Source organism: Streptomyces sp. NPDC043861, from assembly GCF_056435905.1.
In genome coordinates, this window is record NZ_JBWKDP010000009.1 from 222,665 (window position 1) to 245,383 (window position 22,719).

Genomic DNA, 22,719 nt, shown 5'->3' on the forward strand with positions numbered 1-22,719 from the left:
ACACACGCGTCAGTGGGTGACTGCGCCCACCTTCGGGAGTTCGGGTTCGACCCCGGGGTCCCCGGCGTCCGCCGTGTAGTCCCCCGGAGACGTCTCGTCGACACCGTCCGGGGCCTTCACGGCGCGCAGCACGAGGGTGAGGACGACGGTCACCACCGCGTTGAGCACGAAGGCCGTCAGGCCGATGTAGCCGATCTCCCCGATTCCCGGTATCTCCGCCGATGACCCTCCGAAGTGCTTCTGCGTCGGACTTGCGACGCCGTACGCCGCCACTGTGCCGTAGATCATGCCGACGGCCCAGCCCGCGAGCAGCGCCCAGCGGTGGCACCACCGGGTGAACAGGCCGCCGACGAGGGCCGGGAAGGTCTGGAGGATCCAGATGCCGCCCAGCAGCTGGAAGTTGATGGCGACGGTCTTGTCCATCGTCAGGACGAAGGCCAGGGCACCCACCTTCACCAGCAGCGACACCAGCTTCGACACCTTGGTCTCCTGCTCCGGAGTCGCGTCCGGCTTCAGGAAGTCCTTGTAGATGTTCCGCGTGAACAGGTTCGCCGCCGCGATCGACATGATCGCCGCCGGTACCAGCGCGCCGATGCCGATGGCCGCGAACGCGACCCCCGCGAACCAGTCGGGGAACATGTTCTCGAACAGCTGCGGAATGGCGAGCTGACCGTTCGTCACCTTGACTCCGGCCGCGATCGCCATGAACCCGAGCAGCGCCAGCAGCCCCAGCATCAGCGAGTAGAGCGGCAGGATGGTGGTGTTGCGCCGGATCACGTCACGGCTGCGCGAGGACAGCGTGGCGGTGATCGAGTGCGGATACATGAACAGGGCCAGCGCGGATCCGAGCGCCAGCGTGGCGTAACCCCACTGGCCCAGCTCCCCGGGCACCAGCGCACCCCGCGGTTTGTCGGTCGCGGGGTTGATCTGCGCGAACGCGTCGCCCGCCTTGGTGAAGATGTCGTCGAAGCCGCCGAGCTTGACGGGGATGTAGATGATCGCGACCGCGATCACCAGATAGATCAGGGTGTCCTTGACGAAGGCGATCAGCGCGGGTGCCCGCAGACCGGACGAGTAGGTGTACGCCGCCAGCACACCGAAGGCGATCAGCAGCGGCAGATCCTTGATGAACCAGTGGGTGTTCTCACCGCCGCCGACGCCCATGACGTCCAGCACAGCCTGGATGCCGACGAGCTGCAGCGCGATGTACGGCATCGTCGCGAGGATGCCGGTGAGCGCGACCGCCAGCGACAGCCCCTTCGAGCCGAAGCGTCCGCGGACGAAGTCCGACGTCGTCACATATCCGTGCTTGTGCGACACCGACCACAACCGCGGCAGGAAGGTGAAGATCAGCGGGTAGACGAGAATCGTGTACGGCACGGCGAAGAAACCGGCAGCGCCCGCCGCGTAGATCGCCGCGGGTACGGCGACGAAGGTGTAGGCGGTGTAGAGGTCGCCGCCGAGCAGGAACCAGGTCACCCAGGTGCCGAACGACCGCCCGCCCAGGCCCCATTCGTCCAGGCTGTTCTCGTTCTCGGCCCTGCGCCAGCGCGAGGCCAGGAAGCCCATGACCGTGACGGCCAGGAAGAAGAAGATGAATACGGCGAGTGCGACGCCGTTCACGCCGTCCTTCACTGCGACGCCCCTTCCTTGCGGGCGCGCTGGTCAAGCTGCCACAGCTTGTACGCGACCATCGTCAGTGCGGTCGAAATCACGACCCAGAGCATCTGGTACCAGTAGAAGAACGGGATACCGGCGAACGCCGGGTCGGTCTTCGCGTACGAACCGACCCAGAGCATCGCCGCGAACGGCGCGATCAGGCAGAGGGCCACCACCACCCGTAGCGGGGTGACTGCGGGTTTTCTCTCTGCGGGTGTTTCGGACATGAGCGGCTCCGTCCCCTCGCTGATCAGCTGCGCTGATGTAACGCGCAGGCAATCTAGGGGACGGTTCAGCTTGATGGAACCCTGGTCCGGATAACGGAAGAGGCAATCGCCCAGCGGTCGGTTCGACCGTTGAGCGGCTGAATTCAACCGCTCAACGGCTTATTTCAACCGCTGAGCGGCTCATCCGTACCGCTCGTGCCGCGACTCGGCCCGGACCTCCGCACCGGCCGTCGGTCCGCCTCGTTCCGGGGGCGACCCCCGGGCCCCCGGCCGTCAGTCCGCCTCGGGTCGTTGCAGCCTCGCCACGAACTTGTAGCGGTCGCCGCGGTACACCGAGCGCACCCACTCCACCGGCTCACCGTTCCTGTCCAGTGAGTGGCGGGACAGCATCAGCATCGGCAGGCCGACGTCGGTGCCGAGCAGTCCCGCTTCGCGTGGTGTGGCCAGCGAGGTCTCGATCGTCTCCTCGGCCTCGGCGAGATGGACGTCGTACACCTCCGCCAGTGCCGTGTAGAGCGAGGTGTACTTGACCAGCGACCTCCGAAGCGCGGGGAAGCGCTTGGCCGACAGATGCGTGGTCTCGATCGCCATCGGCTCGCCACTGGCCAGCCGCAGCCGCTCGATCCGCAGCACGCGTCCGCCCGGCGAGATGTCCAGCAGCCCGGCGAGCGTGTCGTCGGCCGTGACGTACCCGATGTCCAGCAGCTGGGAGGTGGGCTCGAGGCCCTGCGCCTTCATGTCCTCGGTGTACGAGGTGAGCTGGAGCGCCTGCGAGACCTTGGGCTTCGCGACGAACGTGCCCTTGCCCTGGATGCGTTCCAGCCGGCCCTCGACGACCAGCTCCTGCAGGGCCTGGCGCACGGTCGTGCGCGAGGTGTCGAATTCGGTGGCAAGCGTGCGCTCGGGCGGTACGGGCGTGCCGGGCGGCAGCGTTTCCGTCATGTCGAGCAAATGCCTCTTGAGCCGGTAGTACTTGGGCACGCGGGCCGTGCGGGTCGTCGTCCCGTTCTCGGCCTCCGTGCCGCCCCCGTCCGTGGCCATGGCCTGCCTTCCCGACTCGTGTGCTGCTGCCGTCACCGGCTCCTCCGTCTGTTACGGCTCACATGGTGGCACGGTCCGGTCGCGGGTCGTCGCCCTCCCTCAGGTGTCGGTCCGATAACGGACGCGACAGCCCTTCTTATACACCCTTGACACCCCTAAAGGTCTAGGCCAAGCTCCCGAGTACTGGTCTAAACCATTAAAGACCGGGTCCCAGCCCCACGAGCAGTACTCGGCGTATGTCTCCGTATGTCTTCGCGGTGGGCGGGGGGTTGCAGCATCCTGAGGAGGGTGGCGTGAAGCGCAAGCTCATCGCGGCGATCGGCGTCGCAGGCATGATGGTCGGCATTGCCGCGTGCGGCTCCGAGAGCGACAAGGGCGGGGACAAGGGCGGGGCGGACGCCAAGGAACTCACCGTCTGGCTGACGGTCGACGCCCAGAACAACTGGCCCGAGCTGGTCAAGGCGGCCGACGACGCGGTCGTCAAGAAGCACCCCGGCATCAAGATCAAGCACGAGTACTACGGCTGGCCGGACAAGAATGCCAAGCTCGATGCCGTCCTCGCCACGGACAAGGCCCCGGATGTGGTCGAGATGGGCAACACCGAGATGCTCGGATACGTGGTCAAGGGCGCCTTCGCCGAGGTCGACCCGAAGCAGTTCGAGCAGTCCGACACCTGGCTGGACGGCCTCGAGGAGTCCGTGACGTACGAGGGCAAGACCTACGGCGTCCCGTACTACGCCGGCGGCCGTGTGGGCAACTGGCGCAAGGACGTCGCGGCCGAGGTCGGTGTGAAGGCCGCCCCGAAGACATACGCCGAGCTGACCGCCGCCCTGGACAAGATCCAGAAGAAGAAGGGCGGCAAGTTCAGCGCCTGGTACCAGCCCTCGCCGGACTGGTACGCCGCGATGTCCTTCGTGTACGACGCGGGCGGTGCCATCGCCGTGAAGGACGGCGGCCGGTGGAAGGCGGGCCTCTCCTCGCCCGAGTCGGTCAAGGGGCTCACCGAGTACAAGAAGGTCCTCGACGCCTACATGAAGGCCGACAAGACCAAGGACGAGTCGGACCGTTACATCGTGTACGGCCAGGGCAACGCCGGCATGATCTTCGGCGCGGCCTGGGAAGGCGCCACCGCCGAGGACCCGAAGAACGACAAGACCGGCAAGCTCAAGGGCAACCTCGAGAACTTCGTGATGCCCGGCCCGTCCGGCAAGAACATGCCCGTCTTCCTGGGTGGCTCCGACCTCGCCATTCCGGTCAAGTCCAGGGCGCAGGCGGTCGCGGCCGAGTGGATCAACGCCTTCACCGGCGCCCAGGGCCAGAAGGGCCTGCTCGCCAAGGGCAACCTCCCCAACAACAAGACCGACCTGGCGACTCTGAAGAGCGACCCGAAGACGGCCGTCCCGGCCACTGCGGCCGAGTCCAGCTGGTTCGTGCCCATGGCGCCGGGCTGGGGCCAGGTCGAGAAGGCCCAGATCCTCAAGACGATGCTGCAGGAGATCGGCACCGGAAAGAAGTCGGTCGAGGAGGCCGCGAAGGCGGCGGATGCCGCGATCGACAAGGTCATCAACACCAAGTGACCTCCCGGCAGGGCTCCGTCGGACACCGACGGAGCCCTGCTCCCGTGCGAGGAGAGGGACCGCTGAGGAGCGCCCGATGAGTGCCGCAGAGACAACCACTGCCAAGGTGCCGCCCACGCGGCCGTCGACAGTCCCGGGTGCAGGGGCCGGAGGCCGGGGAGGCGGAGGGCCGGGAAAGCCGCGGCGCACGGGCGTCGGGGCGGGTCTGCCCTGGGCGCTCCTCGCGCCCTGCCTGCTGGTCCTGCTGCTGGTGCTCGGATATCCGATGGTCCGGCTGGTCACCCTCTCCTTCCAGAAGTTCGGCCAGCCGCAACTGTGGGGCTTCCAGGAGCCGGAGTCGGTCGGCATCGACAACTTCACCAAGATCCTCAGCGATGGTGAGTTCTGGTCCGTGGTCGTCCGTACGGTGGTCTTCGCCGGCGGCGCGGTCGTTCTCACCATGGTCCTCGGCATGCTGATCGCCCTGCTGCTGCAGCGCGTGTCCGGGTGGGTGAAGACCCTGGTGAACATTGCGCTGGTGGCAAGTTGGGGTATGCCCATCATTGTCGCCACCGCCATCTTCAAATGGCTCTTCGACACCGACTACGGCGTGCTGAACTGGCTGTTCAGCAGGCTGCCCGGGGTGGACATGGCCGGGCACAACTGGTTCGCCGACGGACCGCAGGGCCTTGCCGTCATCATGCTGCTGGTCGTCTGGGGCGCCGTGCCGTTCGTCGTCATCACCCTCGGCGCGGGACTCACCCAGGTGCCCAAGGAGCTCGAGGAGGCCGCACGCCTCGACGGAGCCGGATCCTGGGGGGTCTTCCGCTACGTCACGCTGCCGATCCTCAAGCCGATCATCGTGATGCTCACGACGCTGTCCGTGATCTGGGACATGGGGGTCTTCCCCCAGGTCTTCGTGATGCGCAACGGACATCCCGAGGCGGAGTTCCAACTGCTGACGACGTACTCGTACGACAAGGCCTTCGTCGTCAACGACTACGGCGGCGGCTCGGCCATCGCCCTGGTGACCGTGCTCCTGCTGCTCGGCGTGGTCGCGGTCTACATGCGTCAGATGCTCAAGATCGGAGAAGTCGAGTGAGCGCTGTGACTCAGGGTGCCGCACGCCGTCCGGGCCGATCCGGAAAGAACAGGACGGGCTGGAACCTGCTGGGCCTGCTGGTCTTCGTCACCGCGGGCTTCCCGGTCTACTGGATGCTCAACACGGCCTTCAAGCCTGCCAAGGACGCCATCGACCCGGACCCGCGCTTCTTCCCCCGGACGTTCACCCTCGAGAACTTCTCGCGTGCGCTCGACGTCGCCGACTTCTGGGGCCCGGTGTGGCGCAGCCTCGTCGTCTCCCTCGTCGTGGTCGCGATCGGCATCGTGGTCGGCATGCTGGCCGCGCTCGCCATCTCCCGCTTCGCCTTCCGCGGCCGCAAGATCGTGATCGTCGGCATCCTGGCGGTTCAGATGGTGCCGCTGGTTGCCATGATCATTCCGGTCTTTCTGCTGCTGAACGACCTCGGTCAGTACGACAGGCTCACCGGTCTGATCATCACGTACCTGACCTTCATTCTCCCCTTCACGGTGTGGACCCTGCGCGGATTCATCGTCAACATCCCCCGGGAGCTGGAGGAAGCGGCGATGGTGGACGGCTGCACCCGCACCGGCGCCTTTCTGCGCGTGGTGTTCCCGCTGCTCGCCCCGGGCATGGTGGCGACGTCCGTGTACGGCTTCATCCAGGCGTGGAACGAGTACCTGTACGCCCTGATGCTGATGAGCCAGCAGAATCAGACCGCCACCGTCTGGCTCGGCAACTTCACCACCAAGCACGGCACGGAATACGCACCGATGATGGCCGGCGCCACCATGATGGCCGTCCCCATCGTGATCCTCTTCCTCCTCGTTCAGCGCAAGATGGCCGCGGGTCTGACGGCCGGCGCAGTGAAGGGATGACGCCGCCCCATGACGACGCTTGCACACCGCATCGACACGCTCACACGTGATGCGCTCGCTGTTCTCCAGCCCGGTTTCGTCGGTACCAGCGCGCCCGAATGGCTGCTGCGCCGTATCGGCGAGGGGCTCTCGTCCGTGGGCCTGTTCGGCCGCAACATCGCCTCGCCCGGACAACTCGCCTCACTCACCGCTCAGCTGCGGGCCGAGCGGGACGACGTGCTCGTCGCCGTCGACGAGGAGGGCGGGGACGTCACCCGGCTGGAGGTCCGCACCGGCTCCTCCTTCCCCGGCAACCATGCCCTCGGTGCCGTGGACGACATCGATCTGACCCGCGCCGTTGCGGCGGAGCTCGGGCGGCGGCTCGCCGCCTGTGGGGTCGATCTGAACTGGGCCCCATCCGCCGATGTCAACTCAAACCCGAACAATCCGGTCATCGGGGTGCGGTCCTTCGGCTCCGATCCGGGTCTGGTCGCCCGGCACACCGCCGCGTATGTCGAGGGACTGCAGTCCGCGGGAGTGGCTGCATGTACCAAGCATTTCCCGGGACATGGTGACACCGCCGTCGATTCGCACCACGCTCTGCCCCGGATCGATGTGGACTTGGCCACGTTGGGCGCCCGTGAGCTGCTGCCTTTCCAATCGGCGATCGCAACGGGTTCCAAGTCGGTCATGAGCGCGCATATCCTGCTACCCGCGCTCGACCCCGATCACCCGGCGACCCTGAGTCCGCAGATCCTCACCGGTCTGCTGCGCCAGGAGCTGGGTTTCGACGGCCTGATCGTCACGGACGGCATGGAGATGCAGGCCATCGCTGCGACGTACGGGATCGAGCGCGGCAGTGTCCTCGCGATCGCCGCCGGTGCCGACGCGATCTGTGTCGGCGGTGGCCTGGCCGACGAGGGCATTGTGCTGCGGCTGCGGGACGCTCTCGTCGCCGCGGTACGCGAGGGCGACCTGCCCGAGGAACGACTGGCCGACGCGGCCGCGCGCGTGCGCGCGCTCGCGGACTGGACCAGGGGGGCCAGGGGGGCGGCATCGGAGCCGGGCGCGGCTTCACAGGAGGGGACCGCGCCCGGCACCGAGATCGGTCTGGTCGCGGCGCGGCGGGCTGTGCGCGTCACGCCGGGGGAGCGGCCGTACGCACCGCTGACATCGGCGCCGTACGTCGCCGCGTTCACCGCCGTCGCGAACATCGCCGTCGGTGACGAGACGCCCTGGGGCGTCGCCGCGGAAATCGGCCGGCTGCTCCCGGGCACGGTCACGGGCACCTACGCGGACGCGTCGTCGGCCGGGGACATCCTCCGGGAAGCCGGCTCCCGGCCCTTGGTCGCGGTCGTCCGCGACGTCCATCGGCACGAGTGGATGACCGAGGCCCTGGACACGCTCCTCGCCGCCCGTCCCGACACGATCGTGGTCGAGATGGGCCTCGACGAGGCCCCACCACGCGGCGCCCTCCATGTGGCGACGCTGGGTGCGGCACGGGTGTGCGGGGTGGCCGCAGCCGAGGTGATCTGCGGACGGCCGTTGCACTAAGGCCTGTCCGACCTGGGGCCTCTCGTTCGGATCGTGCCGGGCTCGCGCGCCCGGCACGCACGCTCGCGGCGTTGTCGTCGGTCGCCCACGCTCCGCGTTGTCGTCGGTCGCCCACGCTCCGCGTGGGCTCCTTCCTCCGGGACACCGGGTCGCTCAACCGCAGCCTGCCGTCCTGGGCGAGGAGGTTGATCAGCGCCGAGGTCATGGTCTTGGTGTTGGAGGCGATCCGGAAGTGGTCCTGTGCGGTGGCCGTTCGCTCCTGCCCCGCTCGGACGTGCCGACGGTCGCCCGGAAGGTCCCCTGCGGGGTGCGGACCAGGACGTGGCGCCGGGGACCACCAGCTTCTTCGCCGCACGCTCCACGGCGGACTGCAACGCCCGTGGATCGATGGACTTCAGCGCCGACCCGGTGGGGTCGGGAGCACTCGCCGTCGCCGCAGGTGGGGCCGACTCGGCCGGCACCGCCGTGGCACCCGCCCCCGAGGCGTGCAGGCAGCGGACGGCCGGGCCGGGACGCAGTCAGAGCTCTGCGCCCGCGCCGGCGCACGGCTGTTCGCCGGCCGGACCGGTGCGGCTGTGCCGCGGAGCGCAGACGGTGAGGGGGTGCTCGGCCGCCATCCGCGACGCACGCCGGCTTCGCGGCGACCGGGGAGGCGACAGCGAGGCCGGGCGGTCCGGCGCGTCGGCGTCCGGCGTGTGGCAGGGGCTACAGACCCTGCCACTGCGGCTTGTTCGCATAGGTGTGCCGGAAGTAGTCCCCCAAGGTGAGCCTCGCCGCCGCGGCCTCGTCCACGACCACCGTCGCGTGCGGATGCAGCTGCAGCGCGGAGGCGGGGCACACCGCGGCGACCGGACCCTCCACGCTGGCGGCCACGGCCTCGGCCTTGCCCTCGCCGGTGGCGAGCAGGACCAGGTGCCGTGCCTCCAGAATCGTGCCGATACCCTGCGTGATCACATGGTGGGGCACCTGCTCGATGTCGCCGCCGAAGAAGCGTGCGTTGTCCACGCGCGTCTGCTCCGTCAGCGTCTTGATCCGTGTGCGCGAGGCCAGGGACGAGCACGGCTCGTTGAACCCGATGTGCCCGTCCGTTCCGATCCCGAGCAGTTGCAGGTCCACTCCGCCGGCCGAGGCCAGCGCTGCGTCGTAGGCCGTGCATGCCCCCTGTACGTCGTCCGCCGATCCGTCCGGGCCCATGAAGGCGTCCGTGTCCATCCCGAGCGGCTCGACGACCTCGCGCAGGACGACCGAGCGGTACGACTCGGGGTGCCCGGCGGGCAGTCCCACGTACTCGTCCAGCTGCGCAATCCGTGTGCGTGACACGTCCACCTCGCCCGCCCGCACCTTCGCCGCGAGGGCCTCGTAGACAGGCAGCGGCGTCGATCCGGTGGCGACCCCGAGCAGCGCATCGGGCTTGCGTCGGAGCAGGTCCGCGATGCCCTGGGCGATGAGTTCTCCGCCAGCCTTGGCGTCCGGGACGATGACAACTTCCACGCTGGGCCTGCCCATCGGTCGACGATAGTGGTATAGACCAATCTAGCAGAAACGGGTGAGCCGAGGTGATGGCGTGGCGGCGCGGGCCTGACCGGTCGCGGCACGGAAAGCGGCGCCGAGGTCGGCCATCGGCGCGCCCTCAGCCCAGGAATGCCGCAGCGGTCGCGACGAACCGGTCGGCGTCGTCGAGCCAGGGGTAGTGGCCCGCACCGGGCTGTACGACGAGCGTGGCGTCGGGGAACAGGCCCGCGAACTCGGCCGCCGACCGGGGAGGGCTGCTCACGTCGTACTCTCCGGTGAGCAGCAGGACGGGGGCCCCACAGGCGGCGAGCGCCGCACGAGTGGCCTCCGGGTCGAAGGCGCCCGGGGCCGCGAAGAGGGCGACCGCAACCTCGTTGTCCGGCCGGCCGGCCGCGTGGTGCTGCTGCGCCAGGGCGTCCCAGCGGCCGTAGAAGAAGGGGGAGACGGCTTCCCAGTCGCTGCCCGTGCCCTCGGTGACCGCCTTCAGCGCGGCGAACGCCGCCGGGAACCACGGCTCGTTCGCGCGAAGCCGTGCGAGCTCGCGCCGCATCTCCCCGGTGATCGCCATGCCGACGGCTCTTGTGCCGGGGCCGATCAAGGCGAGCTTGCCCACGTTCTCCGGATGTCGCGCTGTGTACTGCGTCGCGATGTTCGCGCCGGCGGAGTGGCCGAGCAGGTCCATCCGTCGGAGCCCGAGGTGTTCGCGCAGTGCCTCGACGTCGTCGACCAGGCGATCGCAGCGGTAGGAGGAAGTGTCTTCGGGAATCGCGGACCGGCCGGTGCCGCGGAGATCCAGGGTGATCAGCCGGCGGTGCGCGGAGAGACCGCCGAGGTTGCCGAGGTAGCGGGAGTCCGCGGGACCGCCGGGGAGGCAGACGACCGGGTCGCCGTCTCCGGTCGCGCGGTAGGAGAGCCGGGTTCCATCGGATGCGGGGAAGAAGGGCATGAGAGGAACCCTCTCAGTCATAACCTGGTTGTACAACTGGGTTATAACGGCCGGGCTCGGGTATACAACCGAGCTATGGCAGGCGAAGAGAACACACACCGGAACCCCGGGACGCTCACCGAGGAGCAGGCCGGGCGGATGCTCGCCGAGATGAACGACGTCATCCGTGCGGGCGAGGAGATGCGGAAGCTGCGCACCGAGATGATCAAGCTGTTCGCCGGATTCGGCTGGACCCAGGACAAGATCGCGCAGCTCGCGGAGATGAGCCAGCCTGCCGTGTCCAAGCAGGTCAAGAAGTGCAGGGCGGGCGACCCGCCGCCCCCGATGGAGCTCTCCCTCGACCAGCGCGACATGCCCTGGCTCGAAGGGCGCCTGTGGGGCCTCGCCGAGGAACTCTCCGAGACCCTCTGTGACGCCGCCTGCTGTACGCGTTACGTCAACGCCCTGACCCGGGGGAAGAAGCGCTTCACGCCCCGGAACGTCGACGAGCTGCGGCGCCTCGTCGAACAGGACCTGACGCTGTATCGGGAAGAGCTGCCGGGCGGTTGTCGGGAGGCGTACGACGAGATCAGCCGTCATCTCGATGTCCCCGCCCCATCGAAGGCCGCTGCCACTGCCCCGGCGTCCGTGCGACGCGCCCTGGGCCGTCAGATCCAGCGCGACCGGCTCAGGGGCGGCTCCTGAGCCTGGCCCGTGGCCCGGTCCCGGAGATGCTCGCCGGATCGCTGCCGAGGGCTGTGCAGCCCCGACGAGCGCGGTGGGCTCCTCCGCGTCCTTCGCGGCGACGGGGGATCCGACGAGGAAGGCTCTCGCCCCGAGAGCGGGTTCCGGCCCGGAAAACACCCGCGGGCCGCGGCGCCGGGACGGGACCCTCAACCCGTCCGGCACCGCAGCCCGGAGTTGCTCGGCCGGCGGGGTGCGGACCCGTGCGGCCGGTGAGGCAGCGACGCAGTCAGGGCAGAGAGCATCGCGTACCTCGGTCCACCCTCCTGTGCGGGGAGGGTGGAGGTATTCGGTGGTCCGGGGGCGTCCCCCGGGTGGTACTGCTGTCAACATCATTCTGGACTAGACCATTCCGTCTGTCCATCCATGCGCGCAGCCGGTTCCGGGCCCATCCTCCACCACGGAGCCCCGTCCCGTCAGGTTCACCGCAAAGGTACGCTCACAGCGTGCCCTCCATGAACGACCTCGTACGCCAGCACACCGCCCTCAGTGAGTCCGACCTCGAGTGGCTGCATCTGCTGGTCTCGGAGTGGCAGCTGCTCTCCGACCTCTCCTTCGCGGATCTCGTCCTGTGGGTTCCCACGCTCGACGGCACGCGCTACGTCTCCGTGGCCCAGATGAGGCCGAACACCGGGCCCACCTCCTATCAGGACGACATGGTCGGCCATTTGGTTCCGCGAGGACGCCGCCCGCTTCTCGACGCCGCCCTCGACGAGGGGCGGATCGTGCGCGAAGGCGACCCGGAATGGCGCGAAGAGGTGCCGGTACGGGTCGAGTCGATCCCCGTCCGTCGTGAGGGGCGCGTCCTCGGGGTGATCGCCCGAAACACCAATCTGCTGACCGTGCGGACCCCGAGCCGCCTCGAGCTCACCTATCTGCAGTCCGCATCGGACCTGGCGCAGATGATCGCCGCCGGGGCGTTCCCCTTCCCCGGGCAGCAGGTCGACATGGACGCCTCGCCGCGCGCCGGGGATGGGCTGATCCGTCTCGACGCCGACGGTGTCGTGCAGTACGCGTCCCCGAACGCCCTGTCCGCCTACCACCGTCTCGGCCTTGCCGCCGACCTGGTGGGGCAGCATCTGGGCCAGATCACCGCCGAACTCGCCCCGTCCCGCGGCCCGGTCGACGAAGCCCTGGTCAAACTTGCCAGCGGATATGCGCCGCGCGAGGCCGAGGTCGAGGGGAACGGCGGGGTCATTCAGCTGCGGGCCATTCCGCTCAAGCCCAAGGGCCCCCGGATCGGCTCCCTCGTGCTTCTCCGTGATGTCACGGAACTTCGCCGCCGCGAACGTGAGTTGATCACCAAGGATGCCACCATCCGGGAGATCCACCACCGGGTGAAGAACAACCTCCAGACGGTCGCCGCCCTGCTGCGGCTGCAGGCCCGCCGGATGGATTCCGTACGCGGTCGCGAAGCGCTCAACGAGGCGGTCCGCCGGGTGGGGTCCATCGCCATCGTCCATGAGACGCTCTCCCAGAACCTCGACGAGCGGGTCGAGTTCGACGAGATCGCCGACCGTGTCGTCGCGATGGTCGCCGAGATCTCCCCCGGCAAGGTCGTGTGCCGCCGCACCGGCCGCTGCGGGATCCTCGACGCCGAGGTCGCCACCCCGCTGTCCATGGTCCTCACCGAGGTCCTGCAGAACGCCCTGGAGCACGCCTTCGCGCCGGGCGAGCACGGCACGGTCGAGGTCTCGGCCATGCGTATCAGGGTCTCCCCGGCACAGCGGGAGGAAGCGGGCGGTGCCGACGAGCGTCTGCTGATCACCGTTCAGGACGACGGCCGGGGCCTGCCCGAGGGCTTCGATCCGCAGCGGGCCGGGAATCTCGGTCTGCAAATCGTCAGGACGCTCGTCGAGGGGGAGCTGGGAGGCTCCTTCGACATGCAGCCTGCCCCGGAGCGCGGCACCCGGGTCGTCCTCGACATCCCGGTGCGCGGTCAGAAGTAGGCCGGCCCGGCACAGCAGCGAGCCCCGGACCGTATCGGGTACGGTCCGGGGCTCGAACGCTTCTGGTTACTGCTGCGCGCTGCGGCTCGGGGGCGGTGAGTGCGTACTCGCCGTACGCGCCGCCGGGCTCAGGCTCGTAACAGGTGGCGTCAGGCGGACGCGTTGCGCGCCCGGTTGCGAGCGGCGCGACGCTTCATGGCGCGGCGCTCGTCCTCGCTGAGGCCACCCCAGACGCCGGAGTCCTGGCCGGACTCGAGCGCCCACTGCAGGCACTGCTCCATGACGGGGCAGCGGCGGCAGACGGCCTTGGCTTCCTCGATCTGCAGCAGCGCAGGACCGGTGTTGCCGATGGGGAAGAACAGCTCGGGGTCTTCCTCGCGGCAAACGGCGTTGTGACGCCAGTCCATGGCTGCTACCTCTCTTGGTATGACATGCAGGGTGCTTGTGAATGTGAACGCTTTCACGAATCCCCCCGCAAGGGAAGGGCCGACGCCCAGTTGGACTGGTTGCGGTCCGAGTTTGAGAGGGGTTCTGGCTCCGGGAGGCCGGTTCTGCGGGCCGTCCCGAGCGCCACGTAGAGATTCGCAAACCTCGGCTGCGGATACAACCCCTTCCGGAAAGTTTTTTTTGATTCCTTGGTGTCGACTAGATCACAGCCGTACTTCCATGGGGTGGATCCGCGCCTAAACGTTCGAGTGCAAGGACTTTGGGCCCTTCCACTCACACAATCACACGCAGTGCACGGCGAACGCCTGTGAACGTCACGCTCGTACGCAGCCCAAGGTGGTCTCCGTCCATCTGGAAGGGGAGCGGGGCCTTCGAATGCAAGGTGAAGTCCGTCATATCGTGGCGGGAGACGACGTGCTTGCCCCGCGGGCCGCGCTGCGGGGTCGAAGTGAGCAGCTGAGTGGCATAGCGGGCCAGCGCCGCGGCTGAAAGACGGCTCAGTGCCATGACGTCCAGGGCGGTGTCGAAGGAAGCCTCGGGGGACGCGTACACCGGCCGATTGCCCAGATAGGTCCAGGGGGAGGTGTTGCAGACTATGGACAGAACCAGGTCCTTCACCGGCTCCGCTCCGGGCCGCTCCAGCGTGATCGCGCCGCGCCTGCGGTAGGGATCCTCGAGGAACTGGCGGGCCGCCTGGCGTATGTAGAGCGCGTGGGTCGATCTCCTGCCGCGCTCCCGCTGCTGTTCCACCCGCCCGACGACTCCGGCATCGAAGCCGAATCCGGCACAGAACGTGAACCATCGGGGCGGCACGCCCTCGTCGTCCGTGCCCGGCGTGCCGGATGCCAGACCCAGGCCGACGGTCCGTTCGCTGCGCAGGCTCAGCGCGTCCAGGATCGCTCCGGTCGCCTCGACGGCGTCGTTCGGAAGGCCGAGAGCGCGGGCGAACACATTCGTGGAACCGCCGGGGACGACGGCGAGCCGGGGGAGGGCGTCGGGGTCGGGGCCGGCGTGGAGCAGTCCGTTGACGACCTCGTTGACGGTGCCGTCGCCGCCGAGGGCGACCACCAGGTCGATGTCGTCGGATTCGGCCGCGCGCCGGCCGAGGTCGCGGGCGTGGCCGCGGTACTCCGTGGTCACGGCCTCCAGCTTCATCTCGCTGGCCAGGGCATGGATGAGGACGTCACGGGTGCGGGCACTGGTGGTGGTTGCTGCCGGGTTGACCACGAGGAGTGCGCGCATGGCCGCCAGGGTACCTACCGCGCGGTACCGGGCTCACCCCCGGCCCGGGACCCGGACCCGCCCAGGCGCTCCGGGGGCGACGGCTACCCTGCATGGGTGAGCAGTGCTGAGCAGACCCCCGAGCCGACCACCGCCCCGGACTCCGGAGCCCGCCCGAACCGATTGACCGCCGCGGCGGCCGTCTGCGGTCTGGAGGCCCTGGCCCTGATCGTCGGCGGCATCTACATGCTGGTGACCGGTCTCACCGGCGACCCCGACAGCACCTCCCAGGCCGAAACGGGCGGGGCAACGCTGATCGCGCTCGGCATCATTCCGCTGCTGGCGGCCCGCGGACTGCTCCTCCGCCGCGGCTGGAGCCGCGGCCCGGCGTTCATCACCCAGCTCATGGCCCTGCCGGTGGCCTGGACCCTCCTGCGCTCGTCCGGCTCGCTGATTCCCGCGGGGATCGCCCTGGCGGTGGTGGCGGTGACGGGGCTGGTTCTCGTGCTCAACCCGGCGACGACGCAGGCTCTGGGCAGCCGCCGCTAGGGGCTTTCTCCGCGGGCCCGCCAGGCCGAGGGGAAGCATCGCACCGCGGTGGGGGCACCCCCCTGGCTCCGCGGGCCCCACCCGGTCGGAGGCCGGTGGAGATCGCCCTCGTACCGGACGTACTCGGGTGATGCGACAACGCAGCGCGGGGGGGGGGGGGGTACTCCCCCTGGCTCCGCCGGGGGTGCCCCCACCCCGCGGTAGCCGCCGGAGCCGTACAGGCGTCGCGAGCCGGTGATCCCTGCCGGTCACTGCACTGGCCTCGGCCGGAACCCGGGTGTGCTCCGGCGATGTTGCCGGTACCGCGGTGGATCCCGACGCGTCCGCCCCGTCCGCAACCGCCGCACGGGCCGAGGACGCAACGGCTCGCGGCCGTGCCCCCGGTATCACCGGACGTCGGCACCCCGGGGACCGGCGGCTGTGGCCGGTGCCGCGCAGGCAGTCTCCACCGTGCAGCCCGGACGCGGTTGCTACTCCTCGACCAGCAGCTTCTCGCGGAGCTGTGCCAGCGTCCGGGCCAGCAGCCGCGAGACGTGCATCTGGGAGATACCGACCTCCTGCGCGATCTGCGACTGGGTCATGTTCCCGAAGAAGCGCAGCAGCAGAATCCGCTTCTCGCGCGGCGGCAGATCCTCCAGCAGCGGCTTCAGCGACTCCCGGTACTCGACGCCCTCCAGCGCCTCGTCCTCCGCGCCGAGTGTGTCCGCGACCGCCGGGGACTCGTCGTCCGTGTCGGGGACGTCCAGTGACAGGGTCGAGTACGCGTTCGCGGACTCGAGTCCCTCCAGGACCTCCTCCTCGGAGATCCCCAGACGCTCGGCCAGCTCATGCACCGTGGGGGAGCGCCCGTGCTGCTGGGACAGTTCCGCCGTCGCGGTCGTGAGCGCGAGCCGAAGCTCCTGCAGCCGCCGCGGCACCCGCACCGCCCAGCCCTTGTCGCGGAAGTGGCGCTTGATCTCGCCGACGACCGTCGGGGTCGCATACGTCGAGAACTCGACGCCCCGCTCGGGATCGAACCGGTCGACCGACTTGATCAGCCCGATCGTGGCGACTTGGGTCAGATCGTCGAGGGGCTCCCCGCGGTTGCGGAACCGCCGGGCCAGATGCTCGACCAGCGGCAGATGCATCCGCACCAGCTGATTCCGCAGGTTCGCTCGCTCGGGCGACCCTTCCGGAAGTTTGCGCAGCTCGATGAACATGGAGCGCGCCTCGCTCCGGTCGTTCGGGTCGTGGTGCTCACGATCCTTTGAGTGGTGCTGGTGCTGCTCGCTCATATGGGCCGCCCGCTCTGCCTGCGCCTGCGCCTGCTCCGCCGCGTCCGCCGCGGCCGACACGTCACGTCCATCCACCGCCGGGTGCGGCCTGGCCTGCTGCTCCGGGATGCCCGCCGGTGCGTACACCGGATCGGCCGGAGCCGCACGCCCGCCGCCCGGCACTCCGGGACTGCGCTCCTCGTCCCGCACCGGACCGTCCCCGTTCCTCACGCCGGCCCGGGTCCCGCGCCGCGCTGTTTGTACAGGCTGATGGAGACCGTGCGGTCGTCCGCGACGGAGGAGTCGACCTTGCCCGCCAGTGCCGAGAGCACCGTCCAGGCGAAGGTGTCGCGCTCCGGTGCGCGCCCGTCGGTCGTCGGGGCCGAGACCGTGACCTCGAGGGAATCGTCGACGAGCCGGAAGACGCAGCTGAGGACGGATCCCGGTACGGCCTGCTGCAGCAGGATCGCGCACGCCTCGTCGACCGCGATACGCAGATCCTCGATCTCGTCGAGGGTGAAGTCCAAGCGCGCCGCGAGGCCGGCCGTGGCCGTACGCAGCACGGACAGGTAGGCACCCGCAGCGGGCAGCCGGACTTCCACGAAGTCCTGGGTCCCGGGCTCGCCTGCGATCTGGGACACCCTCACCTCCAAGGTGGCACAAGGTCGATCGAGGCCCCGGGAGGACGGTCCCGGAGCCGAGTGCTGCGCGTCGGTGCGCAGCCAGTACCTGGACTGGCGACGCTATCGCGATCCATGGTGCCGTGTCGCAGGGACCCCTACCCGGCGCTGTCACTCATGGTAAGCACATGGGCACGCACAGTGGCTAGAGGTCTGCGGGCCCAATTGAGAAGAACTGGTGGAGGGTTGACGTACCCAGGCGTCACACGATCGAACCGTCCACGAAGCACCACCGCCAGCTCTCCCCCGGCTCCAGGGTTCGCATCACCGGATGCCCCGTTCCCTCGGAGTGCCGGGTGGCGTGCCGGTTGGCCGAGGAATCGCAGCATCCCACGTGTCCGCACGTCAGGCAGAGCCGCAGCTGCACGGGGTGTGTGCCGTCCGCCAGACATTCGCGACAGGTGTCGCTCAGCTGTGCGGGCTCGGGGCGCGGCAGGTCGAGAACATGCGGGCACTCGCTCATGATTGCCAGATTACGACGGGTGTGACGGACGTGAGGTCGGTGAGATGGGCGCTCTGCCACTGGTGGCTCTGATCGCGGCGAGCGCGGTGATCGCCGCGGCCGCCCGCAGGACATTCGTACCGGCACCGCTGCTGCTGGTGGCCGTCGGGCTGGCCGCCGCCTATGTGCCCGGTGTGCCGGCGTACACGCTGGACCCGCACATCGTGCTGCCGCTGATCCTTCCCCCGCTGCTGCACAAGGCCGCCGTGGACAGCTCGTACCTCGACCTGAGGGCCAATGTCAGGCCGATCGCCCTGCTCTCCGTCGGCTATGTGCTCTTCGCGACGGTCGTCGTCGGCTATCTCGTCTATCTGCTGATTCCCGATCTGCCGCTGCCGGCCGCGCTGGTGCTCGGCGCGGTGGTGGCGCCGCCCGACGCCGTCGCCGCCACCGCGATCGCGCGCCGCCTCGGACTGCCGAACCGCATCACCACGATCCTCCAGGGCGAGTCCCTGGTGAACGACGCCACCGCGATCACGGCGTACCGGGTTGCGGTGGCCGCGGCCATCGGGGAGGGCGTGACCTGGGCGGGCGCCATCGGTGAATTCCTGCTGGCGGCGGTCGGCGGTGTCGGCGTGGGCCTGGTCCTGATGGTGCCTATCCACTGGCTGCGTACGCATCTGAAGGAAGCGCTCCTGCAGAACACCCTCTCCCTGCTCATCCCCTTCGTCGCGTACGCCGCGGCCGAGCAGGTCGGGGCGTCCGGCGTGCTGGCCGTCGTGGTGGTCGCCCTCTTCCTCGGGCACCGGTCCTGGCAGGTGGATTTCGCGACCCGGCTCCAGGAGGAGGCCGTCTGGAAGATGGTGGCCTTCATCCTGGAGTCCTCGGTCTTCGCGTTGATCGGGCTGCAGCTCCCCTACGTCGTCCAGGGACTCGGCTCGTACAGCATGGGGGAGTCGGTCTGGTACGCCCTGGTCGTCTTCGTCGCCGTGGTGGTGGTCCGCTACGTCTGGGTCTTCCCTGCGACCTTCCTGCCCCGGAAGCTGTCGAGCCGGATCCGGGAACGGGAGCCGGGGGTGAACTGGAAGGCGCCCGTGATCGTCGGCTGGGCAGGGATGCGCGGTGTGGTCTCCCTCGCGATCGCCTTCTCCATTCCGCTGACCGTGCACGGCGGGGAGGCCTTCCCCGCCCGCAATCTGGTGCTGTTCCTGACCTTCACCACGGTGATCGGGACACTTGTCGTGCAGGGCCTGACCCTTCCGCCGCTGATCCGGGCCCTGAAGCTGCCCCAGCGCGATGCGCAGGCAGAGACCCTGGCCGAGGCGCAGGCGCAGAGCGAGGCGTCCGCGGCGGCGGAGGCGCGCCTGGCGGAGCTGCTCGCCGATGACCGCAATGCTCTGCCGGGACCGCTTGCGGACCGCTTGCGCTCCGTCCTGGAGCGGCGCAGGAACGCGGTGTGGGAGCGGCTCGGGGCCGGCAATCCGATCACCGGGGAATCTGCGGACGACACCTACCGGCGGCTCGCGCGCGAGGTGATCGATGCCGAGCGGGAGGTCTTCGTACGGCTGCGCGACGAGCGGCGCATCGACGACGAGATGATGCGGACGCTGCTGCGGCGGCTGGACCTCGAGGAGGCGGCCGCCTATCGGGAGGGGTCGGACTGAGGCGGCGCTGGGGCTCCCGAAGGGCACCGGGTCCCGGCAGCCGTTTCCGGGCTCCCCGTGATCACGGCGGCCACGGCTGTTCCCGCCGGGAACGCGCCCTCGTCGGCGAGGGCGACGAGCCCGTACAGCATCTTGGCGACGTAGAGACGTTCGACGGGCAGCCCGTGCCGTGCCTCGAAGTCCTCGGCGAAGGCGTCGAGTGCGGGAGTGGTGCGCGCATAGCCACCGAAGTGGAATCGGTCGTCCAGTGACCAGTTGCCCGCCGGGCGTCCGAAGGCGCTCTGCTGCAGATTCCGTATCTCCTCGCCCAGGAAGCCGCCCTTCAGCACGGGGACACCGAGTGCCCGCTGGCCCGGTGCGAGTCCGGCGGCCAGCCCCGCGAGCGTCCCGCCCGTCCCGCATGCCACGGACACCACATCGGCCACGCCGCGCAGCTCGAGCCCGAGTTCCCGGCAGCCGTGTGCCGCCAGGGCGTTGCTCCCGCCCTCGGGGACGACATGGCACTCCCCGGGCTCCGCGCTCTCCCCGAGGCGGTGGAGTATTGCTGCCAGCACCTCCGGTTCGGCCTTGCGGCGGTACGTCGCGCGGTCGATGAAGTGCAGCCGCATCCCGTCCGAGGCGCACCGGGCGAGCGAGTGGTTGAGGGGGAGGCCGGCGAGCTCGTCGCCCCTGACGACACCGATGGTGCGGAAGCCGAGCAGCCGGCCCGCCGCGGCGGTGGCCCGGAGATGGTTGGAGTACGCGCCGCCGAAGGTCAGGACGGGCCGTCCGGCGGCGGCGAGCAGATTCGGTGCGAGCTTGCGCCACTTGTTGCCCGGGAGATCCGGATGGATCAGGTCGTCGCGCTTGAGCAGCAGTCGCACACCGTGCCGGGTGAAGCGCTCGTCCTCGACCGGCTCCAGAGGGGAGGGGAGCCGGGGACGGAGGGCACCGAGGTCGAACGCGTTCACCCGGCCATTGTCACGCGGGCGTCATGCAGGGTGTTGCCCGGTGGTGGCCGCCCGTGTCACCCGGGCACGCCGGCAACAGCCACCGGTGTCCCTCCGGCCGCCGTCCGGCCCCTCCCCGGCGCCGTCACGGCCCCTCGCCCCAGCCGTTCGTCGATGCGGGCGCGCATGGACGTCATGGAGAAGCCGCGCGGGTCGACCTTGCCCGGCTGCCACTCGAGATGGCCGATCACCGAGCGTGCCGTCCAGCCGTGGCGCCGGCAGACCGCGGCTGCGGCCCTCTCCACGGCCTCCAGCTGGACCGCGGGCCAGGGGTCCTCGCCGTCGCCCAGGTTCTCGCACTCGAAACCGTAGAAGTGACGGTTCCCGTCGGTGTTCGCCTCGTCGTCGGGTGGCAGTGCCCGTTCGGCGACGACGGCGCGCAGGACGTCGTCGTCGCCCGGCCCCGCGTGATTGGCGCGTCCGTAGCCCACCAGATGGACCGAGCCGTCCTTGGCGATGACGCCGTGGCAGAGGGGGCCCGGGAGGAAGGCGTACCCGTCGCGGCAGATCCGGACGGTGTCCGCAGTGCCACGGGTGACGGTGTGATGGATCATCACGCCGTTCACCGGGCCCCAGGGACCCCTGTGATCGCGGTTGTGGGTGCGCCAGTCGCCGACCTGGACGACCGTCAGCCCCTCGTCGCGCAGGGCGTCGAGGAAGTTGTTCGCGGACATGGGTGGGGCCATGACCTACTCCTTTTCCACTCGAGTCACGTGTGCCGCAGATACAACGGCCACGACCCCAACCTCGTTGAGGGGTCGAAGGATTCGCCCGGCACCGGCGGACGCGCCGTGCCCCGTCCCTCTCCGATCAGTCCCACTCATTTGTGTAATGGCGTCGGGACTCTCCGTGCTGGAAGGCTCTTCCTCGCAGGTCAACCCATGAATGTGAGGGAGTCTCATGTCGGTTGGTTCGGTTGGTGACGAGGTGCGCGAGGGCCAGGCGTTGCCGCAGCAGAGTCTCGGTACGGCCGCAGCGCGGAACCTGGCGACCACCACCAAGTCGGCGCCGCAGATGCAGGAGATCACCTCGCGGTGGCTGCTGCGGATGCTGCCCTGGGTCCAGGTCCAGGGCGGTACGTACCGGGTGAACCGCCGGCTCAGCTATTCCGTGGGCGACGGCCGGGTCACCTTCATCCAGACCGGTAGCCAGGTCGAGGTCATTCCGGCCGAGCTCGGCGAGCTGCCGCCGCTGCGGGGGTTCGACGACGAAGCCGTGCTGGGCGAGCTGGCGCAGCGCTGCCGTCAGGTGCGTTTCGCGCCCGGCGACGTGCTGGCTTCGAAGGGCGAGGCGACGGACCGGGTGTTCCTCCTGGCCCACGGCCGTGTGGAGCAGATCGGCACCGGACCCTACGGCGACGAGGCGGTGCTCGGAGTCCTCGCCGACGGGGCCTACTTCGGGGACCGGTCGCTGGTCGACGGGGACGCCGTGTGGGAGTTCACGGCCCGGGCGGCGACCGCGTGCGTGGCGCTGGAGCTCTCCCGACAGGATGTGCTCGCCCTCGCGGACCGCGCGGAGTCGCTCGGTGCCCATCTCCTCTCGGTCCTGTCGATTCCCCACCAGCGGACCAACAAGTACGGCGAGGCCGCCATCGACCTCTCCGCGGGCCATGTCGGCGAGGCGGTCGTTCCGCATACGTACGTCGACTACGACGCGGCTCCTCGTGAGTACGAACTGAGCGTCGCCCAGACCGTGCTCAAGGTGCACAGCCGGGTGGCGGACCTCTACAACCAGCCGATGAACCAGACGGAACACCAGTTGCGGCTGACGGTCGAGGCGTTGCGCGAGCGCCAGGAGGACGAGCTCATCAACAACCGGGAGTTCGGGCTCCTGGCCAACTGCGACTACGGACAGCGGTTGCAGCCGCACGACGGTGTGCCCGGCCCGGACGACATGGACGAACTGCTCTCCCGGCGGCGCGGCTCCAAGCTCTTCCTCGCCCATCCGCGTGCGATCGCCGCGTTCGGTCGGGAGTGCAGCAGGCGGGGTCTCTACCCGGAGACCGTGGACATCGGCGGGAGCCGCATTCCGGCCTGGCGCGGAGTGCCCATCTTTCCCTGCAACAAGATCCCGATCTCGGACTCCAGGACGACGTCCATCCTGTGCATGCGAACGGGCGAGGACGACCAGGGCGTCATCGGGCTGCAGCAGAGCGGCATCCCCGACGAGATCGAGCCGAGTCTGTCGGTCCGCTTCATGGGCATCGACGAGCAGGCGATCATCTCGTACCTCGTCACGGCCTACTACTCCGCGGCGATCCTCGTGCCCGACGCCCTCGGTGTGCTGGAGAACGTCGAAGTGAGCCGCTGGCGCTGACCGGGCGCCCGCTGAACCGCGGGGACGGCCACCTGTGCCGGCCGTCCCCGCCC

General features: G+C 69.4%; 21 protein-coding genes. 9 read left to right on the top strand and 12 right to left on the bottom strand.

Features of this window, described 5'->3' with window-relative positions:
- Positions 1–9 precede the first annotated feature (9 nt).
- From mctP to AC068D_RS21920, 3 genes are all read right to left on the bottom strand, one after another.
- Complete coding sequence (gene mctP / locus AC068D_RS21910; protein ID WP_478824703.1) at positions 10–1,635, bottom strand: monocarboxylate uptake permease MctP; 1,626 nt, start codon at positions 1,633–1,635, stop codon at positions 10–12.
- A complete protein-coding gene (locus AC068D_RS21915; RefSeq protein ID WP_478824704.1) occupies positions 1,632–1,886 on the bottom strand; it encodes a DUF3311 domain-containing protein in 255 nt (84 codons plus the stop codon). The genes mctP and AC068D_RS21915 overlap by 4 nt, the downstream gene beginning before the upstream one ends.
- 273 nt (positions 1,887–2,159) lie before the next feature.
- Positions 2,160–2,927 carry a GntR family transcriptional regulator gene (locus AC068D_RS21920; RefSeq protein WP_478824803.1) on the bottom strand — a complete coding sequence of 256 codons (768 nt, stop codon included), beginning with the start codon at positions 2,925–2,927 and terminating at the stop codon, positions 2,160–2,162.
- A gap of 293 nt (positions 2,928–3,220) precedes the next feature.
- Between AC068D_RS21920 and AC068D_RS21925 the strand changes: the two genes are divergently transcribed.
- From AC068D_RS21925 to AC068D_RS21940, 4 genes are all read left to right on the top strand, one after another.
- Positions 3,221–4,504: an extracellular solute-binding protein gene (locus AC068D_RS21925; protein WP_478824705.1), complete on the top strand. Its 1,284-nt coding sequence runs from the start codon at positions 3,221–3,223 to the stop codon at positions 4,502–4,504.
- Positions 4,505–4,580: 76 nt separating this feature from the next.
- Positions 4,581–5,585, top strand: coding sequence for a carbohydrate ABC transporter permease (locus AC068D_RS21930; protein WP_478824706.1), 1,005 nt, complete (start codon positions 4,581–4,583; stop codon positions 5,583–5,585).
- Positions 5,582–6,442: a carbohydrate ABC transporter permease gene (locus tag AC068D_RS21935; RefSeq protein ID WP_478824707.1), complete on the top strand. Its 861-nt coding sequence runs from the start codon at positions 5,582–5,584 to the stop codon at positions 6,440–6,442. Before AC068D_RS21930 ends, AC068D_RS21935 begins: the two co-directional genes overlap by 4 nt.
- Before the next feature lie 9 nt (positions 6,443–6,451).
- The gene (locus AC068D_RS21940) at positions 6,452–7,975 is read left to right on the top strand and encodes a glycoside hydrolase family 3 protein (protein ID WP_478824708.1); all 1,524 of its coding nucleotides are present in this window, start codon (positions 6,452–6,454) and stop codon (positions 7,973–7,975) included.
- A 705-nt stretch (positions 7,976–8,680) separates the two neighbouring features.
- Here the strand turns inward: AC068D_RS21940 and nagB are convergent.
- Together nagB and AC068D_RS21950 are read right to left on the bottom strand one after the other, a co-directional pair.
- Entirely contained in the window at positions 8,681–9,466 is a 786-nt protein-coding gene (gene nagB, locus AC068D_RS21945; RefSeq protein WP_478824804.1) for a glucosamine-6-phosphate deaminase, read from the bottom strand.
- Positions 9,467–9,605: 139 nt separating this feature from the next.
- Positions 9,606–10,433, bottom strand: a complete 828-nt coding sequence (locus tag AC068D_RS21950) for an alpha/beta fold hydrolase (RefSeq protein ID WP_478824805.1) — start codon at positions 10,431–10,433, stop codon at positions 9,606–9,608.
- Between the two features lie 75 nt (positions 10,434–10,508).
- Between AC068D_RS21950 and AC068D_RS21955 the strand changes: the two genes are divergently transcribed.
- Both AC068D_RS21955 and AC068D_RS21960 read left to right on the top strand, forming a co-directional pair.
- Positions 10,509–11,117 (top strand): sigma-70 family RNA polymerase sigma factor, encoded by a 609-nt coding sequence (locus tag AC068D_RS21955; RefSeq protein WP_478824709.1) that lies wholly within the window; start codon positions 10,509–10,511, stop codon positions 11,115–11,117.
- 494 nt (positions 11,118–11,611) lie between these two features.
- A complete protein-coding gene (locus AC068D_RS21960; protein ID WP_478824806.1) occupies positions 11,612–13,105 on the top strand; it encodes a histidine kinase N-terminal domain-containing protein in 1,494 nt (497 codons plus the stop codon).
- A 149-nt stretch (positions 13,106–13,254) separates the two neighbouring features.
- On the opposite strand, the gene AC068D_RS21965 is transcribed toward AC068D_RS21960, so the two are convergent.
- Both AC068D_RS21965 and AC068D_RS21970 read right to left on the bottom strand, forming a co-directional pair.
- The gene (locus tag AC068D_RS21965; protein ID WP_003953983.1) at positions 13,255–13,512 is read right to left on the bottom strand and encodes a WhiB family transcriptional regulator; all 258 of its coding nucleotides are present in this window, start codon (positions 13,510–13,512) and stop codon (positions 13,255–13,257) included.
- A 313-nt stretch (positions 13,513–13,825) separates the two neighbouring features.
- Positions 13,826–14,794: a diacylglycerol/lipid kinase family protein gene (locus tag AC068D_RS21970; RefSeq protein ID WP_478824710.1), complete on the bottom strand. Its 969-nt coding sequence runs from the start codon at positions 14,792–14,794 to the stop codon at positions 13,826–13,828.
- 96 nt (positions 14,795–14,890) lie between these two features.
- Here AC068D_RS21970 and AC068D_RS21975 point away from each other — a divergent pair, with 96 nt between their 5' ends.
- Positions 14,891–15,322 (top strand): hypothetical protein, encoded by a 432-nt coding sequence (locus tag AC068D_RS21975; protein ID WP_478824711.1) that lies wholly within the window; start codon positions 14,891–14,893, stop codon positions 15,320–15,322.
- 470 nt (positions 15,323–15,792) lie between these two features.
- Here AC068D_RS21975 and AC068D_RS21980 read toward each other — a convergent pair whose 3' ends face one another.
- From AC068D_RS21980 to AC068D_RS21990, 3 genes are all read right to left on the bottom strand, one after another.
- Complete coding sequence (locus tag AC068D_RS21980) at positions 15,793–16,914, bottom strand: RNA polymerase sigma factor SigF (RefSeq protein WP_478824807.1); 1,122 nt, start codon at positions 16,912–16,914, stop codon at positions 15,793–15,795.
- Positions 16,803–17,216: an ATP-binding protein gene (locus AC068D_RS21985; protein ID WP_018845530.1), complete on the bottom strand. Its 414-nt coding sequence runs from the start codon at positions 17,214–17,216 to the stop codon at positions 16,803–16,805. Before AC068D_RS21985 ends, AC068D_RS21980 begins: the two co-directional genes overlap by 112 nt.
- Positions 17,217–17,457: 241 nt before the next feature.
- On the bottom strand, positions 17,458–17,718 hold the full coding sequence (locus AC068D_RS21990; protein ID WP_478824712.1) for a UBP-type zinc finger domain-containing protein: 261 nt from the start codon (positions 17,716–17,718) through the stop codon (positions 17,458–17,460).
- A 44-nt stretch (positions 17,719–17,762) separates the two neighbouring features.
- On the opposite strand from AC068D_RS21990, the gene AC068D_RS21995 reads away from it, so the two are divergent.
- Entirely contained in the window at positions 17,763–19,361 is a 1,599-nt protein-coding gene (locus AC068D_RS21995) for a Na+/H+ antiporter (protein ID WP_478824713.1), read from the top strand.
- On the opposite strand, the gene AC068D_RS22000 is transcribed toward AC068D_RS21995, so the two are convergent.
- The gene (locus AC068D_RS22000; protein ID WP_478824714.1) at positions 19,340–20,311 is read right to left on the bottom strand and encodes a 1-aminocyclopropane-1-carboxylate deaminase/D-cysteine desulfhydrase; all 972 of its coding nucleotides are present in this window, start codon (positions 20,309–20,311) and stop codon (positions 19,340–19,342) included. The genes AC068D_RS21995 and AC068D_RS22000 overlap by 22 nt on opposite strands.
- Positions 20,312–20,367: 56 nt before the next feature.
- Positions 20,368–21,036, bottom strand: a complete 669-nt coding sequence (locus AC068D_RS22005; protein WP_478824715.1) for an N-acetylmuramoyl-L-alanine amidase — start codon at positions 21,034–21,036, stop codon at positions 20,368–20,370.
- A 214-nt stretch (positions 21,037–21,250) separates the two neighbouring features.
- Between AC068D_RS22005 and AC068D_RS22010 the strand changes: the two genes are divergently transcribed.
- The gene (locus AC068D_RS22010) at positions 21,251–22,666 is read left to right on the top strand and encodes a family 2B encapsulin nanocompartment shell protein (RefSeq protein ID WP_478824716.1); all 1,416 of its coding nucleotides are present in this window, start codon (positions 21,251–21,253) and stop codon (positions 22,664–22,666) included.
- The last annotated feature ends 53 nt before the right edge of the window (positions 22,667–22,719 follow it).

Coding starts and splice junctions, on each gene's coding strand:
- AC068D_RS22010 (WP_478824716.1), top strand. CDS start 21,251: ATGTCGGTTGGTTCGGTTGGTGACGAGGTGCGCGAGGGCCAGGCGTTG.
- AC068D_RS22005 (WP_478824715.1), bottom strand. CDS start 21,036: ATGGCCCCACCCATGTCCGCGAACAACTTCCTCGACGCCCTGCGCGAC.
- AC068D_RS21920 (WP_478824803.1), bottom strand. CDS start 2,927: ATGGCCACGGACGGGGGCGGCACGGAGGCCGAGAACGGGACGACGACC.
- AC068D_RS21960 (WP_478824806.1), top strand. CDS start 11,612: ATGAACGACCTCGTACGCCAGCACACCGCCCTCAGTGAGTCCGACCTC.
- AC068D_RS21970 (WP_478824710.1), bottom strand. CDS start 14,794: ATGCGCGCACTCCTCGTGGTCAACCCGGCAGCAACCACCACCAGTGCC.
- AC068D_RS21930 (WP_478824706.1), top strand. CDS start 4,581: ATGAGTGCCGCAGAGACAACCACTGCCAAGGTGCCGCCCACGCGGCCG.
- AC068D_RS21940 (WP_478824708.1), top strand. CDS start 6,452: ATGACGACGCTTGCACACCGCATCGACACGCTCACACGTGATGCGCTC.
- AC068D_RS21990 (WP_478824712.1), bottom strand. CDS start 17,718: ATGAGCGAGTGCCCGCATGTTCTCGACCTGCCGCGCCCCGAGCCCGCA.
- AC068D_RS21995 (WP_478824713.1), top strand. CDS start 17,763: ATGGGCGCTCTGCCACTGGTGGCTCTGATCGCGGCGAGCGCGGTGATC.
- AC068D_RS21965 (WP_003953983.1), bottom strand. CDS start 13,512: ATGGACTGGCGTCACAACGCCGTTTGCCGCGAGGAAGACCCCGAGCTG.
- AC068D_RS21915 (WP_478824704.1), bottom strand. CDS start 1,886: ATGTCCGAAACACCCGCAGAGAGAAAACCCGCAGTCACCCCGCTACGG.
- AC068D_RS21950 (WP_478824805.1), bottom strand. CDS start 10,433: ATGCCCTTCTTCCCCGCATCCGATGGAACCCGGCTCTCCTACCGCGCG.
- AC068D_RS21955 (WP_478824709.1), top strand. CDS start 10,509: ATGGCAGGCGAAGAGAACACACACCGGAACCCCGGGACGCTCACCGAG.